At 38.2% G+C, this 19,442-nt stretch carries 17 protein-coding genes and 1 pseudogene; 10 read left to right on the top strand and 8 right to left on the bottom strand.

The annotated features are described in order from the left end of the window. The first annotated feature begins 3 nt into the window (after positions 1–3). Both SJ312_RS16210 and SJ312_RS16215 read left to right on the top strand, forming a co-directional pair. Positions 4–468: a hypothetical protein gene (locus SJ312_RS16210; protein WP_319868087.1), complete on the top strand. Its 465-nt coding sequence runs from the start codon at positions 4–6 to the stop codon at positions 466–468. Next, positions 455–2,440 (top strand): ATP-binding cassette domain-containing protein, encoded by a 1,986-nt coding sequence (locus tag SJ312_RS16215; RefSeq protein ID WP_319868088.1) that lies wholly within the window; start codon positions 455–457, stop codon positions 2,438–2,440. The genes SJ312_RS16210 and SJ312_RS16215 overlap by 14 nt, the downstream gene beginning before the upstream one ends. A gap of 75 nt (positions 2,441–2,515) precedes the next feature. Here SJ312_RS16215 and gntU read toward each other — a convergent pair whose 3' ends face one another. The 3 genes from gntU to gntR form a co-directional block, all read right to left on the bottom strand. Further along, positions 2,516–3,871, bottom strand: a complete 1,356-nt coding sequence (gene gntU / locus SJ312_RS16220; protein WP_004261235.1) for a gluconate transporter — start codon at positions 3,869–3,871, stop codon at positions 2,516–2,518. Next, positions 3,871–4,410 carry a gluconokinase gene (gene gntK, locus SJ312_RS16225; protein WP_094962846.1) on the bottom strand — a complete coding sequence of 180 codons (540 nt, stop codon included), beginning with the start codon at positions 4,408–4,410 and terminating at the stop codon, positions 3,871–3,873. Before gntK ends, gntU begins: the two co-directional genes overlap by 1 nt. Before the next feature lie 385 nt (positions 4,411–4,795). Beyond that, entirely contained in the window at positions 4,796–5,791 is a 996-nt protein-coding gene (gntR, locus tag SJ312_RS16230; protein ID WP_110592524.1) for a gluconate operon transcriptional repressor GntR, read from the bottom strand. A gap of 200 nt (positions 5,792–5,991) precedes the next feature. Here gntR and SJ312_RS16235 point away from each other — a divergent pair, with 200 nt between their 5' ends. The 8 genes from SJ312_RS16235 (at position 5,992) to SJ312_RS16270 (ending at position 14,469) form a co-directional block, all read left to right on the top strand. Continuing rightward, positions 5,992–7,029 (top strand): ABC transporter substrate-binding protein, encoded by a 1,038-nt coding sequence (locus SJ312_RS16235; RefSeq protein WP_110592525.1) that lies wholly within the window; start codon positions 5,992–5,994, stop codon positions 7,027–7,029. Beyond that, positions 7,026–8,042, top strand: coding sequence for a FecCD family ABC transporter permease (locus tag SJ312_RS16240; RefSeq protein WP_165119638.1), 1,017 nt, complete (start codon positions 7,026–7,028; stop codon positions 8,040–8,042). The genes SJ312_RS16235 and SJ312_RS16240 overlap by 4 nt, the downstream gene beginning before the upstream one ends. Then, the gene (locus SJ312_RS16245; protein WP_165880790.1) at positions 8,039–8,806 is read left to right on the top strand and encodes an ABC transporter ATP-binding protein; all 768 of its coding nucleotides are present in this window, start codon (positions 8,039–8,041) and stop codon (positions 8,804–8,806) included. The genes SJ312_RS16240 and SJ312_RS16245 overlap by 4 nt, the downstream gene beginning before the upstream one ends. A gap of 11 nt (positions 8,807–8,817) precedes the next feature. After that, complete coding sequence (locus tag SJ312_RS16250) at positions 8,818–9,636, top strand: class I SAM-dependent methyltransferase (RefSeq protein WP_272574935.1); 819 nt, start codon at positions 8,818–8,820, stop codon at positions 9,634–9,636. Next, the gene (gene modD / locus SJ312_RS16255) at positions 9,633–10,478 is read left to right on the top strand and encodes a ModD protein (protein WP_096865054.1); all 846 of its coding nucleotides are present in this window, start codon (positions 9,633–9,635) and stop codon (positions 10,476–10,478) included. Before SJ312_RS16250 ends, modD begins: the two co-directional genes overlap by 4 nt. Before the next feature lie 132 nt (positions 10,479–10,610). Then, the gene (locus SJ312_RS16260) at positions 10,611–12,608 is read left to right on the top strand and encodes a TonB-dependent receptor (protein WP_319868089.1); all 1,998 of its coding nucleotides are present in this window, start codon (positions 10,611–10,613) and stop codon (positions 12,606–12,608) included. Positions 12,609–13,056: 448 nt separating this feature from the next. Then, positions 13,057–13,992 carry a winged helix-turn-helix domain-containing protein gene (locus SJ312_RS16265; RefSeq protein WP_110592529.1) on the top strand — a complete coding sequence of 312 codons (936 nt, stop codon included), beginning with the start codon at positions 13,057–13,059 and terminating at the stop codon, positions 13,990–13,992. 201 nt (positions 13,993–14,193) lie between these two features. Then, positions 14,194–14,469, top strand: coding sequence for a FidL-like protein (locus SJ312_RS16270; protein ID WP_319868090.1), 276 nt, complete (start codon positions 14,194–14,196; stop codon positions 14,467–14,469). A gap of 106 nt (positions 14,470–14,575) precedes the next feature. Here SJ312_RS16270 and SJ312_RS16275 read toward each other — a convergent pair whose 3' ends face one another. From SJ312_RS16275 to SJ312_RS16295, 5 genes and pseudogenes are all read right to left on the bottom strand, one after another. Then, complete coding sequence (locus SJ312_RS16275; protein ID WP_176489332.1) at positions 14,576–15,652, bottom strand: isoaspartyl peptidase/L-asparaginase family protein; 1,077 nt, start codon at positions 15,650–15,652, stop codon at positions 14,576–14,578. An 85-nt stretch (positions 15,653–15,737) separates the two neighbouring features. Further along, positions 15,738–16,496, bottom strand: coding sequence for a molecular chaperone (locus SJ312_RS16280; protein ID WP_096865073.1), 759 nt, complete (start codon positions 16,494–16,496; stop codon positions 15,738–15,740). Positions 16,497–16,539: 43 nt separating this feature from the next. Next, complete coding sequence (locus tag SJ312_RS16285) at positions 16,540–17,781, bottom strand: hypothetical protein (RefSeq protein WP_094962855.1); 1,242 nt, start codon at positions 17,779–17,781, stop codon at positions 16,540–16,542. A 45-nt stretch (positions 17,782–17,826) separates the two neighbouring features. After that, positions 17,827–18,078 (bottom strand): FimD/PapC C-terminal domain-containing protein, encoded by a 252-nt coding sequence (locus SJ312_RS16290; RefSeq protein ID WP_319868091.1) that lies wholly within the window; start codon positions 18,076–18,078, stop codon positions 17,827–17,829. Positions 18,079–18,129: 51 nt separating this feature from the next. Then, positions 18,130–19,356 (bottom strand): annotated as a pseudogene (locus SJ312_RS16295) (fimbria/pilus outer membrane usher protein); the annotation flags it as partial. Between the last annotated feature and the right edge of the window lie 86 nt (positions 19,357–19,442).

Below are 19,442 nucleotides of genomic sequence, written 5' to 3' on the forward strand. Positions count from 1 at the left end.
CTTATGCTAGGTTTTATTTCTGCATTATCTGCTGCTGTTGCAACTATGACATTACTTATGGCTGTGCTCTTAGCTAATGTGTTATCAAGCACAATGGCTGCTGAAAAAAATAAAGACAAGGCGGCATTGATAGGAATTGATAACCACAATACTGAAGCGTCTTCATCTATAAATACCGATAGTAATAATGACAATAAAAATGGCAATGGCAATAACATCATGACATCGTTAATGTTTAGCCATGACACCTTAAAACTAATTGATCATAAAAAGGTTAAATCTATTGATGTTTATTGCAGTTATGGAAATAACATATCTTTTGACGCAGCAATGACCTATACCATCTATAACACGGTATTAATTAAAAAAAACACGCCTAATGTACACATTAAAGCCTTAAAACCTATTAAGGATAATCAAGGGGTTAACGCTTGCTTCCTAAAGAGTGAAGAAAATGAAAGAAAGTAGTTTCCATGATGTTATTAATCAATACTTTAAGATATTAGGAGAACCATTTTCCTCTCCAGCACTCTCTTATGATAATAAATATATCTTAAATAATATAAATGAATTTATTAATAATGATTTTTTCACTTATCAATACACTTCTATTTCAGATTTTAATGAAAAAAAGCTACCAGCTCTCTTTATTATGGAGATAGCAGATGGGAAATATATTATCATCAAAAATCATAGAGGCCAGCTAACTAATCTAACAACCGACATAGCAATAACACAACAACTAATTGAAAATAAACATTTGTTTTCATTTTCTGCAAGTGAAAACACACTCAATGAAGAGAGCATATATAAATCACTGATTAAGTTAACACCAAAATCTAGCTTATTGTCATTACCTTTAATTGTATTCGCACTATTATTACCTTTATATTCAAATCTTTTTAACTCCCGCTTAGTTTATAGTGAATCTATAAGCTCACTTTTATATATTAGTTTTATTTTCATTGTCGTTATTGGCTTAGAGTTTTTTATTAAACACATTATTCATGAACAGAACACAAAAAAAATAAAGCTTAACATCAGTACTTTTAATCGCTATTTTATTAATTTATTAAAACAATCTAGTTGTAAAAGTGCCTCAATTAAAGTGAGAACAGCAGAAGCATCAATCTTACAAGTTTGGGAAATTAAGCCTCAAATTATTTATGATGTCGGGTTAGCCATTTTATTTTCATTTTGCATTTTTGGTATGTTAGGTTTTTATTCATTATTGCTATTGAGCTATTACGCTGGGCTTATCTTTTTATGCCTACACATCCGCTTTCTTTCCTATAAAAACATGCTCCGAGCGAATACCTTAAACTATGAAAAATCAGCCATGTACTACTCATTGGAACAAAAAAAACATGAGCTTTGTTTTGCCAGAGATAACCATTTTAAACAGTACATCAGTATAAAAACTAATGAAGATGAAAAAATAAAATTAAAACTAAATGAGGCCAATCACCATTGGATGGAAATTATCAAAGTAAATACGTTTTTATCTATGATAGTAATGTACGTAGCTAGCTATTTGGCTATTGGTGAAGGCAGTCTAAGCTTGGCTTCTGTTATCGCCGTGATGATCATTAATAGTCGACTTTCTGGTGCAATTACAAGTGCCATTAATCGCTTATTTATGGTGAAAACACATCTATTTCATATCAAATCCAGTATTGATCAGTTAAAAAACAACCCACTTATCCATTTCAAAGCAGATGGTATAACAACAGATTCAATAAAACATTTTAGTGCAAAAAATCTTAGCGTTAGCATTAATGGTAAAACCATTATTAATCAGCTTGATGTTGAAGCCAAACCCGGCGATGTTATTGGTATTACTGGTATTTCAGGCGTAGGAAAGACATCACTAATGAAAGCATTATGTGGGATTTCAGAATACTCATCAGGGGATATTACAATCAATGGTATTGGTATCGATGAAATTTCCCAATGCTTTTTAACAGAAAAAATTGCCTACCATAATGGTATTTCAACATTTATTCATGGCAGCATTCGTGATAATTTTAATTTCTACGGTGTATTCGATAACAATACAATTGTTCACCTTACCAAATTATGTTGCCCATCCTTACTGATTAGTAAGGAAACCTTAGACGATACACTCATCACCGATATCGCCGCATCTACAGGGGAAAAACAAAAGTTACAGCTCGCTCTGACTCTGATAAAACAACCTGAAATGATATTCTTAGACGAATCGACATCATTTATGGCGACCTCTGATGCACTCTCATTCTTACAATTAATGAGGCAAGAGTTTGAATTAGATAAATCAATTATTTTCTTTTCTACTCACGACTTAGGACTAACCTCATTTTTTACGAAGCATATTGCATTATCACCGGGTCATGCTAAACACATTAATTCGCCACAACACCATAATAAAATTATCATCCCTAAAATTAGCCTAAGCTAAATAAGCAAAACGCCCACTTAATAGCGGGCGTTTTAATTCAATACATTTAGCTCTGATGTATTTTCATAAAATACATTACAAGAACATGAAGAACACCATACCGACAATTGCCCCTGTCGTACCAAGGATAGTTTCCATTACCGTCCATGTTTTTAGCGTTTGCGCTTCTGTCGCACCAGTGAATTTTCCATATAACCAGAAACCAGAGTCATTCACGTGGCTTAAGATCAATGAACCGCCAGAAATACAGATAGCTAATGCTGCCAGCTGTGCTCCTGAGTAACCTAACTCACTGATAACAGGTAGCACTAAACCTACCGCTGTTAAACATGCAACCGTTGCAGAACCTTGAATGACACGCACTGCACCCGCTAATACAAAGCAAGCAACAGCAATTGGTAAACCAGCACCAATTAAAGAGTCACCTAGTGCAGGGCCTACACCTGAATCCACTAAAATTTGTTTGAATACGCCACCAGCACCCGTCACAAGTAAAATGATCCCAGCAGGTTGAATCGCTGCGGAACAAATCGCCATGACTTTTTCTTTATCCATACCATAACGGAAACCTAGGCCATAAATCGCCAGTAAACACGCTAACAGTAATGCGGTGAAAGGGTGACCGATAAACTCTAACCAATGCTCAAGGGGGGTTCCTTTTTCAACTAAATGCGTTCCGATTGTTTTTAAACCCACTAATACCAACGGGAAAAGCACTAAACACAAGCTAAATCCAAAGCTTGGCATTTTGCCATGTTCTGTATTTGGCGCTTGATAATCTGCTGGAATATCAATATGAACAAAGTTACTGATAAACTTACCAAATAATGGCCCTGCTAAAATCATACCTGGGATAGCAGCACACAAACCAATTAAAATCATCCAGCCATAGTCTGCCCCCATTTGTGATGCAACTAGCATTGGTGTTGGCCCCGGTAATAAAAACGCTGCCGCAGCGGCTACCCCAGCAAATAATGGAATAGCAAGGCGAACAACGTTATGGCCTGTGCGGTTCGCTACCGCAAACACCACACCAATTAACAAGACAATAGCCACATCAAAGAAGAGTGGTAGCGCACAAATCAGCCCTGCGACACCCACTGCATAGTGAGCATTCTTTTCACCGAATAGGTTAAGTAGCTTATTCGCAATCTGATCTAATGCCCCTGTTTCATGTAAAATTTTACCGAACATTGCCCCAAGAGCGACTACGATAGCAAGAAAACCTAAGGTTCCCGCCATTCCTTTTTGCATGGTTTCCGTGATCTGTTGTACTGGCATACCTGAAAATAAACCGGCACCAATAGAAACAATCATGAGTGCAACAAAAGCATGTAAACGAGCATACATCACTAAAAAAAGTAGTAAAACGACAGAGCCGACTGCCGTCAGCACGAGCGTTAACGTGCTTAATGTTTCTGGGGTATTCATTAGTTATCTCCAGCGACAATCTTACGAATAGTAGAACACGTATTTTCAATCACGTTTTCTAAGGATGGGCGAATATCAACAACCTGCACATCAGGTTCATCCGCGCCAGGTTCTTGTAAGGCATCAAATTGCGATTTCAGCATTTCAGGCTTAAAGAAATGCCCTTTACGTGCTTTCAATCTTTCTTCAATAACAACCGCATCACCTTTTAGGTAAATAAAATAGAGGTTGTGGTTCCCCTCTCTTAAGATATCACGATAGCTTTTTTTCAGTGCAGAGCTAACTACCAGCGATATCTTATTAGTTCTTTGCATTGCAAAAATGGCATTATTTAGTGCGACTAACCAAGGTTTACGGTCGTCATCATTTAATGCATGACCAGATGCCATTTTTAAAATATTTGATTTAGGGTGAAGAAAGTCACCATCAAGGAAAGCAGCTTGTAGTTGCTGTGCAACACCGGTAGCAACAGCAGACTTACCACTACCCGATACCCCCATTAGTACAAATGTATAGTTTTGTTTTTGGGTATCATTCATAGGAAACTCCTCAGATATTCACTATTGTCCTGGCTTTAGTTAAAAACCGGCTTTTGTTACCGGTAACAAGTTACGGGTAACATTATCATCAGTGCGGATTTATTTGGCAATCAAATTGGTGAAGAAGAAAACAGATCTGTGATGATACTCTCAAACTGACTTCAGAAGAGGCAGGTGAAAGACAAAGCAAAACTCGCAATCAATATAGAAACAAAAAACAAAAAGTATATTTAAACTTTATTACTCCCCTTAAAGCATTCCTCTAAATAGTTCGTGTTGTCGCTAGGCGCCAAGCGAGTCAAGCCCTAGGAGCATACATAAGTATGTGACTAGGGTTGGCGAGTACAGGCAACAACGCGACAGCGCGAAGTATGACGAGGAATAATTAGATACTTTCGCCAGTAAGGACACAAAACCCCACATCAAAATGCGTATCCGTTAGCTTCTTACCCGACATTCTTGCCAACAAGACTTCTGCCGCCTTACGCCCCATTTGGTCTCTTGGCGTCAAAATACTCGCCAGTTTTGGCGTCATCACTTGCCCTACGTCGTGACCATGGAAACCTGAAATAGCAAGGTCTTGCGGAATTTGAATCCCTAAACGTTGGCATTCAAAAATAGCCCCTATCGCTAAGTCATCATTGGTACAGAATAAACCGTCGGTATCTGGGTACTTATCACGGCAGTCGTGCAGTAGTTGGGCACCTAGCGAATACGATGAGCTAGCCTGCGTCATCACATTACGTGGTTCAAGATTAGCATCGAGCATTGCCTGTTCATAACCTTTCAAGCGGATAAAAGTACGTTCATCATGTCTTGCGCCTAAGTACACAACCTTACGGCAGCCACGCTCAATCATCGCCCGAGTCATTTGGCGAGACGCTTCAAAGTTATCAATACCAACTGCAATATCTAGGCAAGGAGAAACGCTATCCATAATCTCAACAACGGGGATCCCCGCGGTTTTCAACATGCGCAGCGTTCGTTCAGTGTGTGTTCGTTCGGCTAAAATCACGCCATCAATATTATAAGAAAGTAGTGAAGTCAGCCGCTCTTCTTCTTTTTCGGGCTGATAACCATAGTGAGCGAGCATGGTTTGGTAGCCATGGCGGTCTGTCACGGCTTCAATTCCACGAATCACTTCGGCAAAAACTTGGTTAGTTAATGAAGGAAGCAACACCCCAATAGCATGGCTAGTTGAATTCGATAAAATATCGGGCGCCTTATTTGGAATATACCCGGAAGCCTCCACAGCTTGGGCGATTTTCTCACGTAAAGCTTCTGAAACCTGATCTGGGTTTCGTAGAAAACGGCTCACCGTCATTTTTGTGACGCCAACTTGGTCGGCAACATCCTGTAGAGAAGGTCTTTTTTTCTTCATAAGTTCAAAGCGATATCCAATTCGTTAACGATAACCATGTTCTGCTATCTGTTAATGGATAGCAATCTTTGTTACTGATTTACATCACATAAATGTCGAATTTTCCGAACAATGCGATTTTTATAGTTGACTCTCTATCATGACTCCGCTAATTTTCGCGCTATATAATTATTATTATAACGAATAGATGAAATTAGACTATGGCGATCAATCGTAGGCAGTTCCTTAAATCAAGTGCAGTACTTGCTGCTTTTTACAGTTTGCCGAGCTTCGCACAAACTCGTCCAGCAGTTGAAAAAGCTTTATTTGGTCATCTTCCGACGCCAAAGGATATTCAACGCGTCATCAGCTCTGGCCCCCCTTCTGATCTATTGATGTTCGCATTAGCCCCCGAAAAAATGGTGGGATTTTCCTCAATTTCACTGAAAAAAGGACACAGTGGCCTTTTTGCAGCGCAATGGCTCGAATTACCCGTATATGGTCGTTTAGCAGGTCGAGGCAGTACGCTTTCCTTGGAACAGCTTCTATCCTATAACCCAGATTTAATTATTGATACTGGTAATATTAATGATACCTATCTTTCACAAGCAGAAAAGGTTGCCCAACAAACCCATGTACCTTATTTATTAATGGCTGGAGGGTTAAAAGATGCGCCACAACAGCTTATGCAACTCGGTGAGGTTTTAGGCGTTATCCCACAAGCTCAAAAGTTAGGCCAACTTGCTCAACGCTATATTGATGATGCTGCCTTATTTGCTCATCAAAACCAACAGAAATCACTAAGTTTTTACCTCGCGAGAGGAGCAAAAGGTTTAGAAACCGGCGCTAAAGGCTCAATTCATACTGAAGCCATTGAAATGCTTGGTTTGCGTAATGTAGTTGATATCCCTAACTTCCATGGACTGACAACGGTTTCTATGGAGCAATTATATCAATGGAACCCTGACATCATTATAACGCAATATGACGAAGCCATTGAATTGATCACAAACTCTGCATTATGGAAAGGGCTAGATGCCATTACTAACAACCAGTTACTGGTTTTCAGCGGTATGCCATTTGGCTGGTTAGATGGGCCTCCGGGAGTTAACCGCTTACTCGGCATGAGACGGCTACAGAGCCATTTCGATAAGAGTATTGCCGAAAATATCAAGCATGATATTGCTGAATTTTTTACCCATTTTTACCATTCTCCACTGACTTTAGAGCAGATTGATTGGCTCATGGAAAAATCATGAATGGTGTATTGAAACAAGGCGGAAAATCCCTTTTATTAATCGTTATTTTATTAATAAGCTTTATTATCGCCTTGATAAGTGGTAAGTACTCACTTACGCTAAATGAGCTTTATCACCTGCTCACTAGTCAGTTACCTTCTCACAGCGAGTTGAGTAATCCGCGGCATGAAACCGTTTTCTGGCAAATACGATTCCCGCGCACATTAGCCGCTATTGTTATTGGTGGAGGACTGGCTATTGCAGGTGCTGCTTATCAGGGAATGTTCCGTAACCCATTGGTTTCACCAGATATTTTAGGGGTTTCAGCGGGTGCTGGCGTGGGGGCTGTTATCGGTATTTTTTTTGGGCAATCATTATTTTACATTCAGCTAAGTGCATTTATTGGTGGCCTAATTACCGTTACTTTAGTGTGCTTTATTGCCCGACTAGCGCGTCAACATGACCCCATTTTATCTTTGGTTCTTGTCGGTGTCGCTATCAGTGCGTTATGTGGTTCAGCAATTTCATTGATGAAAATTCTTGCAGACCCTTACACCCAGTTGCCTTCCATCACTTTTTGGCTCTTAGGCGGGTTATCATCAATTACCCAAGCAGATTTAATGTCAGTATTACCTCTGATGGTTATCGGTATTATTCCGCTATTATTATTGCGCTGGCGCATGAATTTACTCAGCTTATCTGATGAAGAAGCTAAAAGCCTTGGGATCAATGTCAGTTTAACTCGAGCTATCTTTATTATTTGTGCAACACTGCTCACGGCAAGCGCTGTTTCTATTGCTGGAATTATTGGTTGGATAGGCTTGATTGTGCCACATATTACCCGAATGATAGTGGGTGCTAACTTTCGCTATCAGCTCCCTGCATCACTGGCAATTGGAGCTATTTTATTACTCATTACTGATACCTTAGCACGTACTATCGCCGCGATTGAATTACCCATAGGCATTTTAACCTCTGCAATCGGTGCGCCCTTCTTTTTAGCTATTTTATTGCAGACAAGGCGGGTGAAATGAGCATTGTATCTTTGCAAGAGGTCGCAATTGGTTATCATGGCACAGCTATCATTGATGGCATTAATCTTTCATTACCTAAGGGGGAGATTAGCTGCTTATTAGGTGCAAATGGCTGCGGTAAAACCACCTTAATGAAAACTTTACTGGGGTTATTACCTGCAATTAAAGGCGAGATCCTACTCAATGGGCAAGGAATTCAAACTTTTAAACCACGCGAAATAGCCAAAACTGTCGCCTATGTTCCCCAAGCCCATGATACCCCCTTTACTTTCACTGTAGTCGATATGGTCATGATGGGCTTAACTCCCCATATTTCATTATTTTCAGTCCCTAAAGAGACCGAAAAAAATTTAGCATATCAACAACTAAAGTACCTTGGCATTTCACATTTGGCAACACGGCTATACAGCACGCTTAGTGGCGGAGAAAAACAGTTAGTATTGATAGCAAGGGCTTTAATACAAAAACCATTACTTCTAATTATGGATGAGCCTGCCGCTAGCCTTGATTTTGGTAACCAAATTCGCTTGCTTGAGCAAATTGAAAAGCTTAAATCCCATGGTATGACGATATTGATGTCAACCCATCACCCACAACATGCCGCTGCTATCGCTGATAATGTTATTTTGCTCGATAAGCACCACAAAGCGAGGCAAGGGTCATCTAAATGTATGTTAACACTTACTAACTTAGCAGCCCTCTATAATGTGGATAAACACAGCATTCAATCTCACTTTCAGCTTCCATCAACATTTTCTAGTTAAGGTCAGGGATCATGTTAATTAATCAAATCAATTTTGCAAAAATGTATCAGCAACATATGCAACAAGCCCAACGAAGCCGCAAAGAGCCAGAGCATTGGGATAAAAAAGCACAACAAATGGCGCAAACTTGCGCTAATCCCCATGACCCATACTTAGTGCGCTTTCGTGAATTAATGGATTTAGCAGGCGCTGAAATCTTGCTTGATGTGGGCTGTGGCCCAGGTTCAGTTAGCCTTTGCCTTGCTAATGAATTCAAGGAAACGATAGGTATTGATTATAGCCGCGGCATGCTCGAAATGGCTGAACTGCGGGCGAAAGAATTAAATATTCCCAATGCGCGCTTTGAACAACTGGCATGGGAAGATGACTGGAGTTCATTACCCAAAGTCGATATTTCAGTGGCGTCACGCTCAACACTCGTTGATGATTTAAAAGCAGCCTTACTGAAGCTTAATCGCCAAACAAAATTGCGGGTATACACGACCCATACCATCAACCCAACATTTATTGATGAAAAAATAATTCGCAAAATAGGCCGCGAAGTGGTTCGTTTACCCACCTATATTTATGCAGTGAATATATTGCATCAAATGGGCATCAATGCGCGCGTTGATTTTATTAAAAGTCCAAATAAAGGTGGATTTGATAGCTTTGACACTTTCGCTGACAGTGTCAATTGGTCCCTTAAAAATATTACACCAGGAGAAACCGCTATCTTACGTCAGTATTATGATGAACAAGCGGCACTAGGCAAAACAATCCCTTATCCATCCAGAGATTGGGCAATGGTCTCTTGGGATGTGGTCGATGAATCGGAACTGACATTATGATTTACGTGCCTGATACATTAATCGACCAACTACTGCTAGATGATATCCAGTACGGCGACCTTACCACCCGTGCGCTCGGCTTGCAGGCTCAAATGGGGGTGATGACCTTTGCATCCAAATTTGGGGGCTGCATCAGTGGGGTCACCATCGCCAGACGTATGTTAGAGAAACTTGGGATCACTTGTGATTGTCACTTTCAAGATGGCCAACAAGTTGCCCCACAAAGCGTTTTAATTCGCGCCACTGGGCCGATTGAAGCCTTACATCAGGGCTGGAAAGCGGTACAAAACGTACTGGAATGGTGTGGAGGTGTCAGCCACTACACCCAGCAAATGGTAAATATTTTGCATCAATATCAACCGGATGGGCAACTTGCGTGCACGCGAAAAACCATTCCTCATACTAAACCCCTTGCCTTAACTGCGATTTTGGCTGGGGGCGCTATTATTCACCGAGCAGGTAGTGCAGAAAGTATTTTACTGTTCACCAATCATCGCCAATGCCTTGAAAATCCAAATGATTGGGTGAGTCATATTAAAACACTACGCCAAGCCGCCCCTGAAAAAATGATTATTGTTGAGGCGGATGACTATGAACAAGCCATTCTCGCTATCAATGCGCAAGCCGATATTATTCAGCTAGATAAATTGCCCATTGAACAAATTCAGCGGCTACAAGAACTCACCAAGCAACAAAGTCGGCCTTGTCGACTGTCCATTGCAGGTGGAATTAATTTAAAAACAATCGAAGCATTCGCACAAACAGGGGTGCCATTATTGGTTACATCAGCCCCTTACTACGCAGCACCGCGAGATATTAAAGTACATATTTTTAAGCAGTAACCTAAGTAGTTAGCGTCAAAAAAATCATTTGTAAAAACAGCCTACCTCGTAGGCTGCATTCGCTTGTGGTTAATGACGCATATCGTTATATAAAAAATAATATATCGTTATTCATAAAACTGGAAAGAGATAATGAAAATAAAACAAATTACCTATTTGGTTGGGATGGCTTTATTCGCAGCACAGGGACACGCCGCGTCTGACCCTAAAGCAGAAAAAAACACTGACGTGATGTCTGTTTGGAGTACACCATTAGCAGCGGATCCAAATGTCATCACGCAAGAGCAAATGACACAATTGAATAAAACCAACGTTGCACAAGCACTGAGTACAATGCCAGGTGTATCCATTCAAAAATCAGGTAATCGCAACGAAACCCAAGTGAATGTACGTGGATTTGATAGCCGCCAAGTCCCTATCTTTTTTGATGGCATCCCAACTTATGTCCCTTATGATGGCACCCTTGACCTAGGGCGCTTTATGACGAGCGAACTCGCAAGCGTTGAGCTATCAACTGGATATACTTCACTATTACAAGGTCCAAACTTGATGGGGGGAGCGATTAACCTAACCACCGCTACCCCTAAAAAACCTTTTGAGGCCAATATCAGCTTAAACCAAGGTTTCGCTCGTGGCGCAGATAATGCCCACAATATTAGTGCACGCTTAGGTGGCCGCAATGACTTAGGTTTTATTCAAGTCAGTGGTAGCCAATATAAGCAACGTTTTATGGGGATCCCGAGTTCAGAAAATGATAACCCATTGGCGGGAAATAATGGACGCCGTCCTAACTCTGCAACAGACGATAAACGTATGATGGTGAAAGTGGGCTGGACACCCCGTGAAGCTGACGAGTATGTGGTTACCTATCTAAAGCAAGATGGTGATAAAAACAGCCCGCCGAGTGTAACAAACACCAAACCTCAAATTTGGCAATGGCCAGCTTATGATAAAGAAAGTATTTATTTCAATGGAACAACCCAAATAACCAATGATATCGCGTTACAGAGCCGTCTGTACCACGACACATTTAAGAATACACTCCATCAATATAGGTCTGTTAAAGACTATAAAGACGGTATCTATAACTACAGCCGCTATGATGACTACAGTAATGGGGCTGACATGCGTGTTGACTTCACCGTGCGTGAATTAGATATGCTGTCATTTGCCGCACACTGGAAAGAAGACGTTCACCGCGCACGTGCAAAGAGAGATGTCCCATTCGACCACTATAAAGATAATACCTATTCTATTGCTACAGAATATCAATGGGTTGCGATGGATAATCTCGATATTATCGCTGGTATTGGTTACGATTGGCGCAAAAGTGCCGACGGCAAACGTTATGATTACAAATCAGGTGATTTTGAAAAATATGATGGCAATAGCCAACATGCATTCAACTGGGAAATGATGGCTCGTTACCATTTAGAAAATGAAGATACCGTACAGTTCTCGGTATCAGAAAGAAGCCGTTTCCCAACACAAAAAGAACGCTATACCAAAGAAAAAATGAAAAGTGATGATACCTTTATCATTAATCCTCATATTGATACAGAACGAGCCCTAACTTACGATTTGACCTATAAAGGTCATATCTCCCCAGTTTGGTCATATACATCAAGTATTTATTACAACCATGTCTCTGATGCGATTATGGCCCATCGTGTTGGTACTAATAAAAATGGGGGATACGTGCTTGAAAACCGCAATAGTAGCAAAGTTGACTACTTTGGGATTGATTTAGGGACTAACGGACAAATCACTGATTGGATGGAAGCTGGTTTAAGCTACGGATATATTCACGCTGATCCTAAGCACTACAGTGTAAAACACGTTGCCGAATTACCTACCCACAAAGCCTTTGCTTGGGTGAAATTCACGCCATACGATCCATTTAGCATTACCATTACCGAAGAAGCAAGAAGTTGGGCATTTAATTATGTTGATGCAGAAAGCAAAGTACGTGGCTATGCTAAAACTGACCTGCGCTTAGATTATGATTTTGGCCAAGGTATTTCTGTTAACACCTCAGTGAACAACTTATTTGATAAATCCTATGAATACACTAATGGTTATATTGAAGAAGGCCGTAACTATTGGTTAGGTATTGAATATAAATATTAATCCTTAATATATTAGGCGAAGATTAATTTCTTCGCCTAATAAAGTGTAAACTTTACAAAATTAACTTCTGTCTCTCATAAAATAACAAAGGCATTAATTTAAGTGCAAATACCTAGGATTATTCCCACAAAAGAACATCCATAGGTAAGAATGGATTTATTTGGATTAATATATTTTTTTAACAACAAATATGTAGGCAATATGAATTAAATCACCTAAAAATTATTTTAATACAGTTTTTAAACCCAACCAAAGTATCAATTCAATAAATTTGCTAATTAATTACAAAAAAGCTCATCGCATAAAACTTGCAGTAAATTGAATCCCTATTTAAACTATAACAACAAGAAGTTAAATAATAATATTTATTCAGCCTATTTATTAAAATTGGCTGTTATTACTTTTAGATTTTCTATTCGTTATTTTAATTAGAGAGCAGACGGCATCTATGAACGAGTCACATGACTACACTATTGACGAAAAATATATTTTCGAAAAAAACACAAGCTTAATATACTCAAAAGATGATAAAAATCAATTTATTGAATTATCTAAACCTGCTGCTAGATTATTCGATGAGATTATCTCATTAAATTTAAAAAAAGGACTCGCAACACGAGATGAACTTTTAACGAATGTATGGGAAGAATATGGCCTTGTCGGTTCTAATAATAATTTAAATACTTACATTAGTGAAATAAGAAAAAAATTAGAGCAGGTCGGTATTGATCCTAAGTGTATTGTTACAGTACCCAAAAAAGGATTTCGTCTTGATAGTCATATCGTTATACACGTAAAATCTGACGAACAAAATAATGAAATTAATCCCCTCCATATAAGTAAGCATGACTATATCGAAAATTCAGAGTTATCTCAAAAACTCCCTGATAACACAATATCAGAAAACTTATCACTTGATGAAAATACCAATAACTCGGAATTATTAACTGGAGAAGACGATAGTAGCAATATCAATACGACACTCGCGATTAAAAATAAAAACAAAAAAATATTAAACAAAAAAACTTTAAAAATATTGCTATTAGCTATTTCAACAATAGCGATATGCTATTTAATTAATTTATTTTTTTGGTATTATATGGCTAAGGAAAATCCAACGAGTGACTACCTGTCAGTCAGTTCACGTGAAAAATGTATCATACAAGCACCGGTTAATATGCTAGCTAAAGTTTCTAGCGATAATATCAATCTAATACATAGCAAGCTGGATAAATATAATATTCGATGTGATGAACCCAAAAGAATCATTCTTTTGTCAGACTTAAATCAAGCTTATTCCATTGATAAAAATATATCTCTCAGCATTTGTAGCAGCATTAACATTAAACATGATTGCATATCGATTAATGATCAGAGAATTTGAATGAAAAAATATATTGCCGTATCGTTATTTTTAATCGCAACCGCATCAACCGCATCCTTTGTTATCAATAAAAATAATCACAATGTTCAAATCTGCCATTCTGAAATATTATGGATTAAAGATAATAATACACAGAATGGGTTGAGCTTGAAATAAAAGATTAATTTACAAATTTCAACAAAAAATTATGGTCGCATGAATATGTATGGCTACTTAAAAGATGATAAAAAAATCTACCGACTTAATAGAGCAATTTATTTTAATTACTTAGCGATTGACCACAATGGTAATTATGTTGTTACCTTTAAATCTTCATCAGTAACCAATTCAGATAATATACCTGAGAAGCTATTTTCTAATTTCATTCAATTAGAAAAAGATAAAATCAAGTACTATATTAATATAACTAAAATGAGTGATAATCTTTATATTATCAAAGATGAATCTTCTTCTGCTTTTACATGCCAACTCCAATAAAAAAAAGCCTACCAACAATTACGCTTAAGTAGGCAAAACCGTCAACATGGGAAACAAGTAATTTCAAATTCAATTCTTAAAAAATAAGTAAAATCAGAAAGATAATCTATTGAAGACCAAACATTGCAACTTGTGAAACACCATTTTGATCAATCATCCCACGAAACATACCTTTAGTATTAAATTGCATAACAAAATTGCCCTTATTATCTACAGCGATAATACCTCCAGTGCCTCCCATATCTTTCACTGAATTCAAAGTATTCATTGTGGCTTCAGCCAATGGCGTATTGCCGTATTTTATTTGAGCAACAACATCATAAGCAGCAACACCTCGGATAAAGACCTCACCTAAACCAGTTGTAGAAATTGCAACTGTATTGTTATCCGCATATGTTCCAGCTCCAATAATGGGTGAATCACCAATTCGGCCATAATGTTTATTAGTACTGCCACCTGTAGAGGTTGCTGCGGCAACATTTCCGCGGCTATCAACGGCAACAGCACCCACAGTGCCATACTTATAATCAAACATTAGCGGGTCTATAAATAGCGAGGCGTTAATTCCCTTTTCTTGATCGAGTTTCCGGCTGATCTCTTTCACTTTCTTTAATTGTTCGCTGCGTTTTTCAGTAATAAAATAGGATTCATCAACAATATCTAACCCTTCTGATTTCGCAAATTGTTCAGCTCCGGTTCCTCCCATCATCACATAAGGGGTTTTAGTCATCACTTTATAGGCGGCCATGATAGGGTTTTTTACATTCGATACACCCGCTACGGCGCCAGCTTTGCGATCGCGACCATCCATGATAGAAGCATCTAATTCCACTTTATTATCTGTAGTTAAAGAAGCCCCTTTACCTGCGTTATATAGCGGAGAGTCTTCCATTACGATCACAGCCGCTTGAACGGCATCTATACTATCGCCACCTTGAGCTAAAATGGAATATCCTGCCTGTAATGCTTCCTTTAATTTCTCTTCATGCCCTTTTTGTAATTCAAGAGTGAGTAAACGTTCTGTAATATCCCCTGCTCCGCCATGGATGACAAGACGAAAGTTAGTATCGGATTTTGAAAAGGCTAGAGATGAGAAAAAAAACAAAAAATAAAGAATAAAAAATAAAAAGGTAGATAGTTTTTCTTTCTCGTAATCCTTCAGTTTATACATTATATCTTGCATTTGGATCTCTCAGTAATACATAGGATTACATTATTAAACAAATCAAGTTACTCCTAGCCCTAAATACTATAACATTACCTGTAAATTACAGTGTTGATGTATTTTTAGGCAATTCTAATACTAATTCATCCAACACACTCCATGTAATCGTATTTACATCACGGATTTTGCTATCTGAAATGAATATTTGCTCTGATAGTGGCTTAATTGGCTTAAATAATTCTTTGTAATCAACGGATACTCCATTAACAGCCAAACTTTCAAAGGACATATAAATTGGTGAATTATTTTTAACTATAATATTATTTCCTTCTCGCCTAAAGGATATCTTTTTTTGCTCATTTTCTATGGTTAAATTAGCAAATTGCTTAGGCCTATAATAAACTTTAAAGTGAAGGACTTGAATAGTATTGACATCAATACTACTATTATTTTCTCGCATGTTTTTGTCTAATGGAGGGATAGCTCTATATTTTACAATATAAACCGTTTCCCTATCTTTCGCTAATTTATCATTATCACCAATAAACATAACTCGCCAAGTATAAGAGTTGCCAGCTTCCAGCTTATGAAGTGGAGGAGTGACCATAAAAGGAATATTTATATTATTTTCTTTTATATCAAGACCACTACCTTCATCTAATAATTCAACAGATGATTGCATTAAATAAGGTGTTTTATCTGTATCATTCAAAATTCTAAATGACACACTTTTCTCACCTTCAATAAATGTTGTTCTTTGGTAGGGAAAAACTAATGTTCTATTCTCCCCCCAAGAGACGCTTATAAAACTAAAAAATAAAGATAAAAATAATGGAACTAACCCTAGTGAACGGAAAAACATTTTATCACCCAATTTTCTTAATAAAATAATTCCACTGATATTGCTAAACTTTAGTATATATAGATACTTCAACACGTGCTCTATACTTTCCTATCTCTGTATTCGGATTTAAGCAAATAGCCCACTTAATATTTAGATCTTGAACTACATTAGAAACAGAGTTTAACCCTAATAAGGTTTCTTCTTGGTTAGCAAAATTCAATAAGCCCGCTTTTCCTTCGTCCTTACAAGTTAAGCTTCCGCTACTACCAGCTGCATATGGTAATGCTAACAGATATGGCGTATTAGAGGTTATGTTTCCACCAGTTCGGTCGAACCATAACTTATGTTGGTTAGCTGAATCCACAGTTCCTTCACGAGCGATCGCAGAAATGTAAATTGGTTTATTATCTGCTGTACATTTATATTTAAAACTGGATTGTCTGAAAAACTCAGTTTCTCTACCAGCAATAATAGTAAAATTGTCTTGGCTAACATCAGAAATACTACAAACCCTTACAACGTTCAAGCTAGTTGAAATTTGTAATGTACTAACACCATCTTGATCATTATCTTGACCATAAGAGCCAACATATAATGGAATTCCACTATATGAGTAACGGCCAGGTTGTATAGGCACAGGTGCATACATTTGCATTGGACCTGCTATATATACACTAACATTCCTTTTTGAATTATAACCACCAGGAGCTCTTGTCCCATCCGGTGGTGTGTAACAAAGCTTCCACTGACGGTTGCCTTTAGTACTTCTATCCACCAAATTAGGTACATCTTCGAATACTACACCACTATAGCTTTCTTTAACGAATCCTGATGAACCTATATTGTTATTTCCTGAAAGTTTTACAGAAAAACCTAAACTAGGAACAATATAGGCATAAGCGCCGCTAGCATGAGTAAGTTTTATTCCAACTTTATTGACTCCAGGAACTTTCTGCAGGGCTGCAGTTGCATTCGGCCCCCCTTCCACAATAGGCTCATCAACACAAGATGTACTGCGAGGTGAAATAGAAAAAATCGCAAAATCCGGTGATGTCCACGCTTGAGTTTTGGACCCATAAATATAGTTATAGGTTGTAGAAGTTCGACCAGACAGCCTACCTTCGACTAAGTAGGGATCCGTTGCTGCCTTCGGGTGCTCTAAGTCAATAATACCTTCTAATGTTAATGTCATTGTACCGCCGTTCTGAGCTGCTATCATCGATTTCATTGGAAAGAATGAAATCAGTGATATCAACAATATTAACGGTGAATTAATTGACTTATTTTTAATAAAAAATTTCATAGCCCCTCTTAAAATTTTAATAAGGTAAGAGTCCGGTATAACAAATTATTGGCAATTAATAGAGATAGTACGGATTGCCTGTCCTTTACTTATATTAATGCTGCCTAAGTTAGAGAATGACGCTAAACATTGTTGGTTGCTATTTGCACCCCAACGAATTTGCAATTTACCAGAATCAGGTAACCCACTCATAAATAACTGATTATTATCGCCAACAATACCTGTATTTTCTTCGGTTGCATTTTCTTCAATTAACGATGCTACAGCCCCAAACGGCAGCACAGTACCATTCGACATTTTTAAGTTGATAACAGCTTGATATCCAACTTTAGTATCAAATTTAACTTTAACAATTGCCCCTGCTGCGGGATAAACCGTTTTACTGGTTTCTCTAAGAAGAACATCATTAGGTAGTGTATTGACATCCATATTTATAACATTTGCGTTATAAGGAGATATATAAGGATACAATGCATAACCTCGATTATTAACCTCTACATCTTGGTTACTTACCTTAGTACCAGCTGCACCTTCAGCTTCAATGATCGCCATACTATCTCCCATAGTACGCCCGAATAGAACACCACCCGAATGTAATAATAGGCCGCCATTGACACTTGCGTTCATTGATTGACTATTCTTAGAATAGCTATATGCAGAGGAAATATTACCCGAGGAACCTGAATAACCAGCACTTAAAGAACCACTATTCCCGACGCCTTTATTCCCATACCCTTGCGTAATACCATAATAAATTTTATTATCTAACAAGTTACCTGAAATTCCTGCTTGCTGATCAATATAGCCATCATTATTCTGGCTAAATGAATAAGTACTATATATATCCTTCGCTAACACATTGTTGGTAAATATGCTGAACGGTATGCTGACATTTACTGATACCATTCTATTTTCAGGCCAAGATGTATTATCTTTTATCCTATCTATGCTGTATGTAATACCATAGTTTATTTTGTTATAAGTTCCGTTATATCCCATCACCATCTGACGAACTTCACGGTTGATTTCCCAGTAATCAGAGATGCTTCCTGATAAGAAAACACTACCATATTCTCCCAATCTTTGCGTTATAGAAGTGGTAAAACTCGCTCTCTGACGTTGGTTAATCCAAGGCGCAACCCCATCCTTCAACTTATAGTCATAGTTATTGAAATCAGCAAAACTAAAATAAGATCGAGTAGAATAGCGTAAAGCAGTTAAATCGATAGAAGTCCCTGTCGACATCATACTTTTCGAATAACGAACACGGTATGATTGTCCAGCGCGGTCTCCTAAATCGCCATCCATATTAGCCGTAGCATGGGTAATATCCATAGATAAAGCACCAAAAGTGCCTAGTGATACACCTAAGCCAGCTACTGCTGAAAAATAATTATCCGCAAATAATAGGCCACCATATAATGTACTATTTGTAGGCAGACCATAAATTAAAGATCCTAAAAAGAAATCAGATCGTTTAGAATCAACGGTATACCCACCATCATAGCGACCAACACTGGTCTCATACTTATAGCCACCAGGTCTAAGCATCACAGGTAATGAGGAATACGCAACTGTGAAGGTCCCCCTCTGGCAGGATAGTTGTCACCCCCCTAAAATTTAACCAGTTGGGGGTTAAGGCTTGAATGTGCCGAGTTACA

Source organism: Providencia sp. CIM-Carb-044, from assembly GCF_033901115.1.
GTDB classification, from domain to species: Bacteria; Pseudomonadota; Gammaproteobacteria; order Enterobacterales; family Enterobacteriaceae; genus Providencia; species Providencia hangzhouensis.

Coding starts and splice junctions, on each gene's coding strand:
- gntR (WP_110592524.1), bottom strand. CDS start 5,791: ATGAAGAAAAAAAGACCTTCTCTACAGGATGTTGCCGACCAAGTTGGC.
- gntK (WP_094962846.1), bottom strand. CDS start 4,410: ATGAATGATACCCAAAAACAAAACTATACATTTGTACTAATGGGGGTA.
- SJ312_RS16245 (WP_165880790.1), top strand. CDS start 8,039: ATGAGCATTGTATCTTTGCAAGAGGTCGCAATTGGTTATCATGGCACA.
- SJ312_RS16210 (WP_319868087.1), top strand. CDS start 4: ATGCTAGGTTTTATTTCTGCATTATCTGCTGCTGTTGCAACTATGACA.
- SJ312_RS16235 (WP_110592525.1), top strand. CDS start 5,992: ATGGCGATCAATCGTAGGCAGTTCCTTAAATCAAGTGCAGTACTTGCT.
- SJ312_RS16240 (WP_165119638.1), top strand. CDS start 7,026: ATGAATGGTGTATTGAAACAAGGCGGAAAATCCCTTTTATTAATCGTT.
- SJ312_RS16280 (WP_096865073.1), bottom strand. CDS start 16,496: ATGTTTTTCCGTTCACTAGGGTTAGTTCCATTATTTTTATCTTTATTT.
- SJ312_RS16285 (WP_094962855.1), bottom strand. CDS start 17,781: ATGAAATTTTTTATTAAAAATAAGTCAATTAATTCACCGTTAATATTG.
- SJ312_RS16290 (WP_319868091.1), bottom strand. CDS start 18,078: ATGTCGAATGGTACTGTGCTGCCGTTTGGGGCTGTAGCATCGTTAATT.
- gntU (WP_004261235.1), bottom strand. CDS start 3,871: ATGAATACCCCAGAAACATTAAGCACGTTAACGCTCGTGCTGACGGCA.
- SJ312_RS16275 (WP_176489332.1), bottom strand. CDS start 15,652: ATGCAAGATATAATGTATAAACTGAAGGATTACGAGAAAGAAAAACTA.
- modD (WP_096865054.1), top strand. CDS start 9,633: ATGATTTACGTGCCTGATACATTAATCGACCAACTACTGCTAGATGAT.
- SJ312_RS16270 (WP_319868090.1), top strand. CDS start 14,194: ATGTATGGCTACTTAAAAGATGATAAAAAAATCTACCGACTTAATAGA.
- SJ312_RS16250 (WP_272574935.1), top strand. CDS start 8,818: ATGTTAATTAATCAAATCAATTTTGCAAAAATGTATCAGCAACATATG.
- SJ312_RS16265 (WP_110592529.1), top strand. CDS start 13,057: ATGAACGAGTCACATGACTACACTATTGACGAAAAATATATTTTCGAA.
- SJ312_RS16215 (WP_319868088.1), top strand. CDS start 455: ATGAAAGAAAGTAGTTTCCATGATGTTATTAATCAATACTTTAAGATA.
- SJ312_RS16260 (WP_319868089.1), top strand. CDS start 10,611: ATGAAAATAAAACAAATTACCTATTTGGTTGGGATGGCTTTATTCGCA.